The organism is Butyricimonas sp. BSD2780061689_150309_C8 (genome assembly GCF_015560935.1).
Lineage (GTDB): Bacteria > Bacteroidota > Bacteroidia > Bacteroidales > Marinifilaceae > Butyricimonas > Butyricimonas paravirosa.
The window spans coordinates 38,608-53,015 of record NZ_JADMSV010000022.1 but is presented as its reverse complement, the minus strand read 5'-3'; the positions used below and the strand labels follow the sequence as shown (position 1 = coordinate 53,015).

Annotated in this window: 9 protein-coding genes; all 9 read left to right on the top strand. The window is 39.6% G+C overall.

The annotated features are described in order from the left end of the window. Positions 1-60 precede the first annotated feature (60 nt). A complete protein-coding gene (locus tag I2I33_RS15115; RefSeq protein ID WP_087422194.1) occupies positions 61-3,639 on the top strand; it encodes a SusC/RagA family TonB-linked outer membrane protein in 3,579 nt (1,192 codons plus the stop codon). 13 nt (positions 3,640-3,652) lie between these two features. Beyond that, positions 3,653-5,122, top strand: coding sequence for a RagB/SusD family nutrient uptake outer membrane protein (locus I2I33_RS15110; protein WP_087422195.1), 1,470 nt, complete (start codon positions 3,653-3,655; stop codon positions 5,120-5,122). Positions 5,123-5,128: 6 nt separating this feature from the next. After that, positions 5,129-6,034 carry a hypothetical protein gene (locus I2I33_RS15105; RefSeq protein ID WP_087422196.1) on the top strand — a complete coding sequence of 302 codons (906 nt, stop codon included), beginning with the start codon at positions 5,129-5,131 and terminating at the stop codon, positions 6,032-6,034. A 10-nt stretch (positions 6,035-6,044) separates the two neighbouring features. Beyond that, on the top strand, positions 6,045-7,142 hold the full coding sequence (locus I2I33_RS15100; RefSeq protein ID WP_162613853.1) for a TlpA disulfide reductase family protein: 1,098 nt from the start codon (positions 6,045-6,047) through the stop codon (positions 7,140-7,142). 40 nt (positions 7,143-7,182) lie between these two features. Next, positions 7,183-8,259 (top strand): TlpA family protein disulfide reductase, encoded by a 1,077-nt coding sequence (locus tag I2I33_RS15095; RefSeq protein ID WP_195666841.1) that lies wholly within the window; start codon positions 7,183-7,185, stop codon positions 8,257-8,259. Beyond that, positions 8,256-8,936 (top strand): hypothetical protein, encoded by a 681-nt coding sequence (locus I2I33_RS15090; protein WP_140402618.1) that lies wholly within the window; start codon positions 8,256-8,258, stop codon positions 8,934-8,936. Before I2I33_RS15095 ends, I2I33_RS15090 begins: the two co-directional genes overlap by 4 nt. Positions 8,937-9,081: 145 nt before the next feature. Continuing rightward, the gene (locus tag I2I33_RS15085) at positions 9,082-9,657 is read left to right on the top strand and encodes an RNA polymerase sigma factor (RefSeq protein ID WP_209279549.1); all 576 of its coding nucleotides are present in this window, start codon (positions 9,082-9,084) and stop codon (positions 9,655-9,657) included. A 95-nt stretch (positions 9,658-9,752) separates the two neighbouring features. Next, positions 9,753-10,931 carry a FecR family protein gene (locus I2I33_RS15080; RefSeq protein ID WP_087422200.1) on the top strand — a complete coding sequence of 393 codons (1,179 nt, stop codon included), beginning with the start codon at positions 9,753-9,755 and terminating at the stop codon, positions 10,929-10,931. Between the two features lie 86 nt (positions 10,932-11,017). After that, positions 11,018-14,407, top strand: a complete 3,390-nt coding sequence (locus I2I33_RS15075) for a SusC/RagA family TonB-linked outer membrane protein (RefSeq protein ID WP_087422201.1) — start codon at positions 11,018-11,020, stop codon at positions 14,405-14,407. The last annotated feature ends 1 nt before the right edge of the window (position 14,408 follow it).

The window sequence follows — 14,408 nt, the reverse complement described above, 5'->3', positions numbered from 1 at the left end:
GGCTCCACCCAAATTCCCCGTAAGTATTTATTAATTAATAAATAATTGAATTACAAATTTATGGAAAAAAATGGAAAATGCAGGTATTATCTGCCAGAAAAATGGAGATTTTTAAAAGGGTTCACGAGGCTCTTGATGTTAATCTGCCTTGTCAATCTGCCGGTACACGTTTTCTCCCAAGAGAAAAGGTTCTCGTTTGAGTTCACGAACGTACCCGTGAGTACTGTTTTTCTTAATATCGAGAAAAATAGTGATTATTCTTTCGTGTATAATTCGCAAGAATTACAGAAGATTGGATTGAAAGATTACAAGTTCGAAAATACCACGGTTCGTGAGATTTTAGAAACTTGTCTGAAAGGATCGGATTTAGTGTATGAAATTCGAGATAAGCATATCGTTATCCGGCGTGCTAATGGAAATGAGCAAGGAAAGAAAATGGTTCTAGTCCGGGGACAAGTGTTAAGTGTCGATAGTGTTGGTTTGCCGGGGGTGACCGTTTTGATAAAAGGAACAACAACGGGAGTGACAACGGACCACAAGGGCTATTACTCTATTTTTGTTCCTCAACAAGAAAAGGTGGTCTTGGTGTTTTCATTTATGGGAATGAAACAACAAGAAATTCGGTACACGGGGAAAGAGGTAATCAATGTAATGATGGAAGAGGATTTAAAAACCGTGGAAGAGGTTGTCGTTACCGGTTATCAAAATATTCGTAAAACCGATATGGTGGGATCTGCCCAGAGGATCAACCGGGATGAGTTGTTTTTCGATGGAACGAATAGTCTTGAACAAATGTTACAGGGAAAGCTCGCCGGCACGGTGGTGAACAACACTAGTGGATTGGTGGGATCTCGTCAAAAAGTTCGTGTCCGGGGGACATCCACGTTGTTAGGGAATCAAGAGCCTGTCTGGGTAGTGGACGGGATTATTCAAGAGGATCCGTTACCTTTTAAAGCTCAGGAGTTTTCATCTACAGGGGCGATATCTAGTGATAATTTTGATATGGTTCGTGATTTTGTGGGTAATGCGATTAGTTGGTTGAATCCCAATGATATTGAAAATATCACCGTGTTGAAAGATGCCTCGGCAACAGTTCTTTATGGAGTAAAAGCGGCCAACGGGGTGATCGTGATTACAACAAGAAAGGGTACTCAAGGACGGATGTCTGTAAATTATAGCGGTAATTTTTCAATCAGTTCGCGCTTGACGTATGATAAGATGCATTTGATGAACTCGAAAGAACGAATTGATGCGTCGCGGGAAATCTATAGTAATAGGGTTGTGTATAACGGGCGAACGTTGGAGGAAGTCGGGTATGAAGGCGTCTTGAAAAAATACTTGAATAAAGAGATAACGTATGACATGTTTGATGCGGAGGTGAAATACTTGGAATCGGTAAACACGGATTGGTTTGATTTGCTGTATCGTAACCCTTTTAATCATAGCCATAGCTTGAGTATTTCCGGGGGGACGGATAAGGTGGATTATTATTGGTCTTTAAGTGTTAAAGATAATAAGGGGGCAGCTAAAGGGAATGACCTGCGTTCTTATAGTTCGTTGATGAAAATGACTTTTCGTTTGGGAGATAAAATTATTGTCAATGCACAATTAAACGGGGATTATACTAAAACAGATGGGTTTTATCAAGTGAATCCTTACCAGTATGCAAGAACAACGAGTCGGGCAATACCTTGTTTTAACGAGGATGGTACATATTTTTTCTATCCCTCTAAAACGAACACGAAGATGATGTCTTATAATGTTTTGAACGAGTTGGACAACACGGGAAATAAGAATCATAAAAAGAGTTTGGGGACCACGGTGGGCCTTCGTTACACGATTATGAGCGGGTTGAATTTCGAGACGCTTTTAGGGTTGGCATATAGTGGTACGACGGGAGAATCATACGCTTCGGAACGTAGTTTTTATATCGCGAATAAAAGAGGGTATGATTATGGCCTTTTCGGGTCGGAGACCACGGAATACAAGTCATCGCAATTACCTCATGGTGGGGAATTGAACACGACGAACGATCAGAATTTAACGTTGACGTGGAGAAATACGATTGCTTACGATCATGTGTTTGGGGAGAAGCATCGGTTGGGAGTGTTTGCCGGAGTCGAGTGTCGGAGTTCAAAATATGATGGCACGAGTGAAACGACTTACGGGTATTTTCCGGATAGGGGTAAAACGGTGACATTACCTCCGTTACAGTATACTTCAGGAACAGCGAAGTTCGATAATCCGATATATTTATTCATGAAAAAAAACATTGTTGATAAGAAATCAAATTATATGTCTTATTTCGGGTCGTTGACTTATTCTTTTGCAGAACGTTACGTGGTGACGGGTAGTATTCGGAGTGATGCGTCGAATCGTTTTGGGCAAGATACGAAACATCGTTTCCTACCAACATGGTCAATAGGGGGTGTGTGGCATATGACCAATGAATCGTGGATGCAGACCCAGAATTTTTTCAATGAATTAAGTTTTCGTGCAACGTATGGTTGGCAAGGAAACGTGGCGGAAAATTATGGTCCTAATTTAGTGGCACAAATATCCGGGTTAGAGTATTACACGAAAGAGTACCAGTTGAAAGTGAAATCATTACCTTACGGGGATTTGAGATGGGAAAAAACAAAAACGGTAAATCTAGGAATTGATATTGGCTTATTGAAAAATCGATTGATGGTTACGGCCGAGTATTATAATAAGAAAACAGAAGATGTCATTCTAAATAAAGAAGTTGCTTATGAATATGGCGTGAGTTCAATGCCTATTAACGGGGGGGACTTGCATAATAAAGGTTGGGAATTAAGTGTGAACATGACGCCTGTGAGAACCAAGAATTTCTTGTGGAATTTATCTTTTAACACGTCTAAAAATTACAACAAGATGGACTCGAAGACCGAACAAAATAAAAATTGGCGTTCGGCTGCCAGTGGACGTTTAGCGAAAGAGGGGTATGCGGTGTCTTCCATCTGGACGTTCGAATTTACAGGCTTGACGAATGAAGGACGTCCCACGTTTTATATCCCGACGATAGAAGAGTTGCCGGAAGGTATAAAAGATGCAACTGCTTTTATGAAATATTCCGGAACGTTGGAGCCTGATTTTGCAGGTGGAATATCAACCTCTTTGCGATACAAGACATTAACTTTGGCTGCTTCTTTTAACGTGAATATTGGAAGTAAACGTTTCCTGGAAGCGTTGTTCCCGGAATCTATGGTGAATGATGCTCCGAGTGCTTATTCAAATTTGTCAAAGGAATTACTAGGTCGTTGGAAAAATGCCGGGGATGAAGTTAGAACAAATATTCCGACATTTCCTTCTGCCGGTTTGAGCAGTACGCCTAGAGATTGTGTTGTCGCATCTGAATATCTTTACCGGATGTATAATTACAGTGACATACGTGTTGTTGACGGTTCTTTTTTCCGTTGCAATAATATCTCCTTAAGCTATACATTTCCGGAGAAAATAGTAAAACAATTATACTTGACTCATTTGGCGCTAACGGCAGGTGTGAGCAATCCTTTTATTATTGTGAGTAAAGATTATAAAGGTGTGGATCCGGAAGTCGCGACGGGATCTCAACCGATCGTGAGGACGTATTCATTAGGCTTAAATATTAGTTTCTAAAATTTTGAATGATATGAAAAATATAAAATATTGTATAGTTATTTTGGGAATGATACTAGCTGTCGGGTGTGGTGATTTTTTGGATGAATATAGTCAGGATGAGATCATTCCGAGTACGGCTGATGACTTGGACCAGTTGTTGGTGGGGGAAGCGTACCCGATTGTATTACCAATTTTGTCTTATCTGGATTTATTAACAGATGATGTGGAAAGTAATTATCCTACGAATTCGACTCAGTATCAATGTTTGGTAACCGGAGCAGGTGTTTTTACTTGGGCTGAAGATATGTATGAGAGGTTAGAAGAAAATACAAAGACCCCGATAAATACGTGGGAATATTATTATGCCCGCATTATGGGGTGTAATGTTGTGTTGGATAATATCGATGCGGCGATAGGAGATGTGAGCAAAAAGGGTAATGTGAAAGGACAGGCCTTGACGATGAGAGCTTATTACCATTTTATGTTGGTCAATTTGTTTGCACGACCTTATAATATGGAAGGTATTGACCTTTCTAAAGAATCTGGGATTCCGTTAATGCTTTCGTCTGCTGTTAAAGATGAGGCTCCTAAACGAGCCACTTTGGAACAGGTGTACAAGCAAATAGAGAAGGATCTGCTTGAGGCTGCACCTCTGATGAAGCTATATGGTCAGAATAATAATTCGTTTAAAGCGAATGATCTATTTACTTATAATTTATTATCTCGTTTGTATCTTTATGAAGAAAAGTGGGAGAAGGTAATAGAATATGCGGATTATGTGATCGAGCGTAAACCGGTGCTATTGAATTTGTCTGATATCGTAATGGCAAGCGGTTTGTTTAATTGGTCATTTGGTACAAAGAATGTTTTTGATGAGGCTAGTGAAGAACGAATCTGGAGATATTCAAGAAATAATGAATTTGGTCCTTTTTTTTATCTTTACAATGCTCCTGTTGCTTTCCAAGCATCGGAAGAATTAAAAGATTTGTATGAAAAAGATAAAGGGGGTAATTCTGCGGATTTAAGATTAGGATGTTATTATCGCAGTTATTCACAATCGGGTTCAACAAGAATACAATACGGGCAAAAAGCTATTACCGGAACTTCTAAAGGAATGAGAGTGGCAGAGGCTTACTTGAATCGGGCGGAGGCTCAAATTCGGTTGTATTTGCAGAATGGTAATGACGAATTAAGAAAAGCGGCTTTAAAGGATTTGAATTACTTGCGGTCCCGTCGTTTTGATACACGTACGGAATTGTATAAGGATATAGACAAAAACGGGGAGGCGTTATTGGAATTTTGTTTGGATGAGCGTCGCCGGGAGCTGAGTTTTGAAGAACATCGTTGGTTTGATTTGCGTCGTAACGGGATGCCTGAAATTATTCATATACTGACTCTCGAGGCAGGAATGCCCGTGACGTTTGTTTTGGAAGAGAAAAGTGACAAGTATGTTTTGCCAATACCTCGTAATGTTTCAGATAGAAATCCGAATTTAAAATAGATAAGTATGAAAACAAGAATATGGATATTGATTGGAATGTTAATGGGAGTGATTGTAAGTTGTAGCGAGGATAGTATTTCTCCGTCAACAGATCCCGAAACATTTGATGGGTTGTATAGTTTGCCTCAAGGAAATCATGATTATGATGTTCGTATCGTGGAGTTGTCAAATAAATACAACACTAGAATTTATTATAAATTCGTTGATAAAGATTATTATTGGGGAGTGAGTACGGATATTCGTTGGCGATTTGACACGGTGAATAATAAAATTGTAGCAGGGTATGATGCCTTGCCTGCCGATGAAAATTATGTAGGAGAACAGTTGGATTTATTGGAAAATCATTTCTTAAAATACTTTTCGGACACCATGCTATTGCGAACCATGCCATATAAAGTATTATTGTCCAGTGTGTTTGATTATATAATATATTCAAGTACCGGGATGCCGGAAGTCTTGCCCCGTACGTTGGTAAACGCTTATTCCGGGTATGACTATCTTGCATTTAATTGGGGAAATGTAAACGTGAAGACGATGACTTCCGAACAGATTAATGCTTTTAAAAATGATGCGGTCTGTGTCTTTTTGCAGCGATTAGCAGATAAAGAATTGATAAAGCGTTCGACGGCATTTACTTCCGTAACAAATTATGGTGCTTCCATGACAGCTGCAAATATGTACGAGTTTGGTATTCTTCATTATAGTTATCGAACCATCGCGGGCGATTGGGAGCAATACGTGAAAGCCATTGTTTCAACCCCGTATGAACAATTGATTGCCCCGGGTGGAATCTTGCATCCGGATATTGATAAAAAGCAGATGATTCGTAAGAAATATGATTATATGATCAATCACTTTAAAGAAGAGTATAATATTGATTTGCAAGCTATAGGTGATGATGTACAAAATTGAAATGCTGGATATGAGAAAAGTTAGGAATTGGATTCTATTGTCTTTAGCTCTTTTGTTGTCTTGTAATCGAGATGCTGTTTATACGGTGTCTATTCAGGGAGAATTAGAAGGGATAAAGTATGGAACGGCATATTTAAGGACTTTCGGGGAGAGGGATTCTTTTCTACTTTCTTCTGCGATAGAGAAAGGTCGATTTGTGTTAGAAGGCGTGTTGCCGGAGAAAGGTCGTTATACCTTACAGATCAATAGGAAAGTGTTATATCTTTTCCTCGATGGAGAGAAAATGCAGTTAAAGGGTGATTATAAGCAACTGAATAATTCTGATGTGAAAGGTTCTTTGGCTAATGAATTGGAACAAGAATTTTATTTATTACTAGAAGAAAATTATCAGAAAGAATTTCAGAAACTTCAAGCTATTTATAGAGAGATTATACAACAAGAAGACCAACATGCGGCCGATGACGTGATGAGTCAGATGTTGCAATTGGATGAAAAACGCTACGTGCTAGTAAGAGACTTTATAAAAACTCATCCGGATAATATTTTTTCAATATTTCTGGCAAACACGGAAATAAAAGGAAGTTATGAAAAGGGGAAAGAGCTATATGCTCTTCTCTCCCCTTCCATGCAACAAACAGCACAGGGCAGGGAGGTGAAACAACAGGTTGATGAATTGGCTATTTCTGCATTGGGGGTGCCTTGTCCGGAAATTCAGGCCGAGACGGAGCAAGGGGGATTAGTTGCAATAGATTCTTTGAAAGGAAATTTTGTCGTGCTGGATTTTTGGGCCTCTTGGTGTGGACCTTGTCGGCAAGAGATGAAGAATCTAAGAATATTGTACAACGAGTTTGCTGTAAAGGGAGTCCGTTTCGTGAGTATATCGTTTGATGATTCTGTTGAGAAATGGAAAGAGGCGTGTGAAGAGGAGCAAATTCCTTGGATGAGTTTGCATGATAAAAATGGTTGGAAAAATTCGAAGATTCGGAAAGCGATGGGGATTCAGTTTATTCCTTTTATCATTTTATTAGATCGAGATGGAAATATTATTGCCAAGAATATTCGGAGGAATCAATTGCGTGATAAACTTCTTGAGGTAACGAAGGAGTAGTGTGAGTTGGTTAGTTAAAAATATGAATAAAATAGAACGTATGAAAATCACAGGTATAATTTTATTGTTTTTATTCAATTTGCTAGGTGTTGTGCCGAGCATGGGGCAAACACAGGAAGAAAAGGTGTATTCGAAAATAGATTTGATGTATAATGTTCTAAATCAGAAAGACAAGGCAACACTTCCTGCAGAAGAGTATAGTAAATGTTTTGATGAGGTTGATCTGGCTGTTATGTTGATGATAGATTCTTTGCCAACAGACGCTCTTAAAGCTAAAGCTGAATTAGTTGCCTATAAAAATGTGATGAATACATTGGGGCTATACGTGGATAGAGGAGGGAAGGATTTGGTAAAGAAATACAAGAAACGGCTTAAGGGATTAGATATGAAGTCTCCTTTTATAGACGAATTACCCTATATATATGAAGCCAACTTGTATGGAAGATACATGATGAATAACAAAATAGGAATGTCCATAAAAAGAGGAACTTATGTGCTTAAGAATTCTCGAAATGGTGTATTTCAGCGTAGATTCGTGCAACCTATCTTACAAGGATATATGGCGTATTATGGTTATTCAGATTCATTGCGTATGTTGATGAAAGATGTGAAACGTTATTCGAGAGATTCTCAGCTTTTAGCTTTTAGCGAAGAACTTAGGACTAAATGTTTGGCTTTGAGTAAAGGAAAGGTTGCCCCTGCGTTTACCATGATGGATGAAGATGGGAAAACTTACCAGTTGTCTGATTTTAGGGGAAAATATGTGTTGATGGATATTTGGGCTACAACGTGTGGACCATGTATAAAGGCCATGCCCGGTCTTATAGAGACTTCGAAACGATATGAGAATTACGATCATATCGTTATCATGTCTTTTGCTTTGAATGTTGGTCAGGAGGGATGGGCTAAATTTTTGAGAGAAAAAGATTTTGCAGGTAAAATGGTTCATATGCGTTGTGAAAGTAATATCTCTCAATTTATGACAGATTATGCCGTTGGTGTCCTTTTGCGTTACGTGCTAATTGATCCGGAAGGAAGAATCGTGGATGCATGGCATATTGCTCCTTCTGAGAAAGAATTCACGAAAATATTTAATAAAGAAGTTGGTATAAGATGATGAAAAGATATGGTGTATTATGCATGTTATTATTCTTTACCATAGGCATAAGATTTATTACGGTCGGGCAAAATGGAACCGACCAAGACGGTAAGATATTGCAAAAACTTTATTCTTGTTATAATCTTTTGCAAGAACCGGAATATATGAATTTGTCACCCGAAGAATATATGCGTTATTTCGTGGATATAGAAAAGAAAGCTTGTTCCATGATAGATTCTCTATCGAGTGTAGATTCGAAGAAAAAAGCTATTTTGTATCATAAATTGGGGTATTTAAATTCTTTGGGGAAATATGTGAAACAAAAAGAGGTAAAAGGTGCTGCAACATTGGAGGATGAGTTGGAGAGGCGTTTGGGTGATTTGGATATTGACTCTCCGGATTTGGATTTGTTGTCTGATATGGAGATTATGGGTTTGTTGGATAGTTATTACGCTTGGAAATCACCTCGGGCATCCGTGTGGGAGAGATCAATGGACGTTTTGTATAATGTGAAGAGTGAAAAGGTAAGGAGAGCTTATGCTTTCCAAAACTATAAAACAATGATACAATTGTATGGTTACACGATGTTTATAGAAAGTCTATCATGGGATTTTGAATTTTGTACCAGAGATTCCGTGATGCTCCGGGAGGTTCGGGAGTTGAAAGAAAAGTATAAAAATGATCATAAAAAATAGTCTTATTTGTAATTTTGTATATAAATCCCGGTGAAGCCGGGATTTATTGTTTTGTGAATGATAGGCTTAAAGGTGAATATAATTGATGGCATTCCGGATTAAATTATTATTTTTGTAATAATTATTAGATCCGAGGGAGCCGTTTATGAGAGTGATAAAGAAGGATATAGATATATTCATAGACCAACTACAGAAGGGTGATGAAGGTGCTTTTCGAGTTTTATTCGATGAGTTCTATACGGCTTTGTGTCTGTTTGCAGAACGTTTCCTTGGAGAGCGGGAAGCGGCGGCGGACGTGGTTCAGGAGGCTTTTTTGAAATATTGGGACAGGCACATGGATTTTGATAATTACTATAAGATAAAATCTTTTCTTTACGTGGTGGTTCGCCATGATTGTTTGAATTTACTTCGGAATAAGCGTGAGGATTTGCCGGTGACGGAGGATATTGCCATGGACTCGGATGAATTTTTTCATAATCAAGTCATGGAGGAAGAGGCATATCGTGTATTTTACCGGGCGATTGAGCATTTGCCGCCACAGATGCGGAACGTGATCAATTACGCCTTGGAAGGATTGAAGAATGCTGATATTGCTCAAAAAATGGGAGTGTCCGAGAATGCTGTGCATGCCTATAAGAAAGAGGCGTACAAGAGATTGAAAGAGAGTATGAAAGATTATTATTACCTGTTGGATATATTTTTCTTATATCTGTTTCTTTGATTAATAAATGTTAAATAATTAAGTACAACATACCCGATCTACCATTTCTTGTGTTGTAAGATTGAAAGAATTGATAAATATTCAATACAAGTAGTATGGATAAAGTGAAGTTTGATGTTGCGATTTTGGTGGGGAAGTATCTTGCCAACAATTTGACGGATGAAGAACAAAAGTATCTGTCCGATTGGCTTTCTTCGTCAGAAAAGAATCGTGTGTGGTTTGAACGGGTAACATCGGAGTCTTATCAGATTGAAAAAGGGAAAGCAACTCGTTCCATTAACGTGGAGGAGGGGTGGAAAGCTTTGGAATTTAAACGTGAATCCCGACTGGGGGGACGTCGCCGTCGGATTTATTGGATGCGTTACGTGGCGATGTTTGTCTTACCTCTGGCTATTGCCGTTTTATTACACCAAGTGTATTATTCCCGTAAAGATAAGGTGGAAATGGTACAGACAATTACTTCCGGAACGAGTAAGGCTATTCTTATATTGGCAGACGGTTTGCCCGTGGTGCTGGAACAACAACAAGAAAAAACATTGAAGGAATCGGATGGTACCAAGATTAACGTTCTGAAAGAACATATCAGTTACGAGAGTGGTGTTGATGATAAGCAAGAGAAGTCGGTATACCATGAATTGGTTATTCCTCGTGGGGGAGAGTTTTCTTTGACTTTGTCTGACGGAACGGAGGTCTACATGAATGCAGATTCTAAATTGCGTTTCCCGACAAAGTTCGGGAAGGGGGAACGGGTGGTAGAGTTGGAAGGGGAGGCCTATTTTCAGGTTGTTCATAACGAGGATGCTCCTTTTATCGTGAAAACTTCCCAGATGGCGATAAAAGTTTTGGGAACGGAGTTTAATGTTTCCGCTTATGCGGAGGATTCTATTATACGCACGACGTTAGTTCGGGGTTCCGTGAAGATTTCTTCGGAAGTCAGCGGGGAAAGCGTGGTTCTTCATCCCGGGGAACAGTCGGCTCTCAACCGGGGAGATCATTCCATGTTGGTGAGCGAGGTGGATGTGTCGTACGCGATGGCTTGGAAAGAAGGGCGTTTACGTTTTAAGGAGAAACCTTTGAAAGAGGTGATGAAAATTATATCTCGTTGGTATGATGTTGACGTGGTGTACGAGGACGAGGAAGTGAAGGATTATCCTTTCGGGTGTAATTTTAGTCGCCATGCGACGATAGAACCTTTATTGAAAGTATTCGAGGCGACGGGTACAATTGAAACGAGTATTCACGGTAGAAAAATATGGATTAGAAAGAGAAAATAAAACGGAAGATGGTGGTACATCTCCCGCTTGAATAAGTACTTTGTGGTAAAAGTACTATAAAGTTAAATAAATAAACACTCAAAGTTATGAAAAAAAATCATGGATTCCCCTATAAATGGGGAATAAAAATGAGGTATGTGTTGCTTGTATTACAAGTGGCCCTATTTCTTCCCCAATGGGGACATGCGAGCAATAATGTTTTATTGCCGGGACCTAAGATTAGCTTTTCGATGAAAGATGCTTTGATGAAAGATGTCATCTGGGAACTTGAAAAACGATCCGGGTTTGTATTCGCTTACAACGCGAATGATTTGTTGAAGGCGGGGAAAGTGAGCGTGGAGGTGAAGGACAAGGATGTCTATGAGGCGTTGGATATTTGCTTGAAAGGAACGGGTTTGACGTATGTCGTGCAACAAGATGTTATCGTGATCAAGCGGGCAGATGCTCCGGTGCAGGAAGTGAAAAAGGTCACGATTACGGGACGGGTTGTAGATAAGGATAGTCTGCCATTGCCGGGGGTAACGATTTTATTAAAACACACGACAATGGGTGTGGTTACCGACCAGAACGGACGTTATAGTATCACGATTCCGGATGTACAAGAGCCCGTGTTGATTTTTACTTTCGTGGGAATGAAATCCCGGGAGGTGAAGTATACGGGAAATAACGTGATTAATATCGTGTTGGAAGATGATGTGACGGAGGTGGAAGAGGTCGTGGTAACAGGAATGTTTACCCGTAAGGCTAGTAGTTTCACGGGATCGGCAACGACGATTAAGGGGGATGAATTGTTGAAGGTGGGGAATCAGAATGTATTCCAGAGTTTGAAAGCCTTGGAGCCGGGATTGATGATTTTTGAAAGTATAGACTTCGGTTCCGATCCCAATAAAGTACCGGAGATGCAATTGCGGGGAACTTCAGTGATTGCGATGGATGTGGAAGGAGCTTCGGACCTTCGGGGAAATTTTGAGAATAATCCCAATATGCCTTTGTTTATTTTAGACGGTTTTGAAGCAGCGGCAGTAAAGATTTTTGATTTGGATATTAACCGGATCGAGTCCATCACCATATTGAAAGATGCTGCCGCGAAAGCTATTTATGGATCTAAAGCGGCCAATGGCGTGGTGGTTGTCGAAACAAAAAGATCGGTTTCAAAGAACTTGAGAGTGACTTATATGGGGAATGTAAATGTCGAGGCGCCTGATTTGTCTTCTTATGATTTGTGTAATGCTCGTGAAAAGTTGGAAGCCGAACGTGTATATGGTATGTATTCTCCTAACCGGACGGATGACATCGAGGGGGTGCTTCGTCTGGAACGTTTGTATATGGAACGTTTGGCTAAAGTGGAGGCGGGTGTCAATACGGATTGGATGGCTAAACCTTTGAGAAATGGTGTTGGGCATAAACATTCTTTGATGATAGAATTGGGGGATAAAAATATCCAGTTGGTGGCTAATCTTTCATATAACAGCATTGCGGGAGTTATGAAAGGTTCGGATCGGGAAAATGTAGCAGGTTCCGTTTTTGCTTCATACCGAAATAACCGATTCCGTTTCCGGAATGAATTGTCTGTTAATATAAATCGTAGTAGTGATTCCCCTTACGGTGAATTCAGTGAATATACAAGACTGAATCCATACTGGACTCCGGTGGATCAATACGGCCAGATTACAAGAAATGCCGGAGACGAGGAGGCATATTATCCTAATCCTTTGTACAATGCGACATTGAATACAAGTCTAAAAGATAAATATACGGATATCACCGATAATTTCGAGGGTGAATACGATGTTTTTGAAGGCTTGAAAGTAAGGGCAAGGATTGGTTTCACCCGGAAATTTACCCGTGCGGATCATTTCTATCCGGCAAATCATTTGAAGTTCAACACCGTGCAAGAACTTCGGAAGAGGGGTTCCTATCAAATTAATACAGGAGAGGGGCAGACCATGGATTACGATTTCAGTTTGAACTACTCCCGTCAATTGGGTGACAAACATTATGTGTTTGGTTTCTTGAGCTATAGTCTGAGCGAAAATACTTTTGAGGAAGATATTTTCAAGGCTGAAGGTTTTCCTAGTGATAAGATGAACAGTATATTTTTTGCACGTCAGTACACGGAAAATTCTAAACCAACGGGTTCTGAATCTACAAGTCGTTCGGTTGGGGTAAATGCGGTATTCAACTATTCTTTTGATGATCGGCTTTTAATGGATGTGACGTATCGGACGAATGCCTCCAGTCAATTTGGAGCAAACCAGAGATGGGGAAATTTCTGGAGTTTCGGTGGTGGATGGAATATTCATAATGAGAAATGGATGAGAGAACTGGGATGGTTTTCGCGTTTGAAACTCCGTGCTTCTCTTGGTAGTACCGGTTCTCAAGGGTCTAATGCTTACCAGTCACTTGCTACTTACAATTATAGCGATAAATATTATGAAGATGCTTTGGGTGCTTATTTATTGGGCATGAAGAATGATGATTTGAAGTGGCAGAAAAAAATGGATTATAACTTGGGGATGGATATGACGGTGAAGAATTGTTTTAATCTGGTTTTCGATTATTATCAGAGTATTACGGAAAATCTTTTGGTCGCTTTAACTTTACCACCTTCTTCCGGTTTCACGACGGTGCAGGAAAATATAGGGAAAGTAAAAAATGCCGGAGTGGAAGTGAATATGAGTTATACCGTATTTTCACACGCGAAAGATCGGTCTTATCTGACATTAGCGTTGCGAGGTGCTCATAATAAGAATAAAGTACTCAAGATATCCGATTCTATGAAGGCTTATAACGAGCGGATGGATAAGGAGATGCTGGAAGGAGGAAAGCCTGTTATCAAATATTATGACGGGGTATCTATGAATGCAATCTGGGCTGTGCCTTCTCTAGGGATTGATCCTGCCACCGGAAGGGAAATTTATCGAAAGAAAGATGGAAGATCGACTTTTACCTACGATGTCAATGACATGGTTATCTGTGGGGATAATCTCCCCAAGCTGAATGGAAGTTTTAGTATTAATTTGGGGTATAAAGGGCTGGGATTTAATATGACTTGCATATATGAATTAGGAGCTAAAATGTTCAATCAAACGCTGATAGACCGGGTTGAAAATGTAGATATGCATTATAATGTAGATCGGCGAGTGTTGGAAGGACGTTGGCAAAATCCGGGAGATGTGGTGCGTTTTCGTTCTCTGAAATCTTATTGGGATCCTGAAACCCAAACTTATCCCAGAGATGTGCAGACTAAGGCTACTTCACGTTTTGTGCAGAAAAAGGATGAATTGAATATTTCTTCTATCAACATTTCCTATGATTTTTATCGTTATGCTTTTGTGAAACAGATCGGGTTGGAACGGTTAAGTCTTGCTTTTTACATGAATGACGTGGCAAAGTTGTCGACGATAAAGACTGAAAGGGGATTGGCTTATCCCTTTGCTCGAAATTATAATTTTTCATTACAAATGACATTTTAAA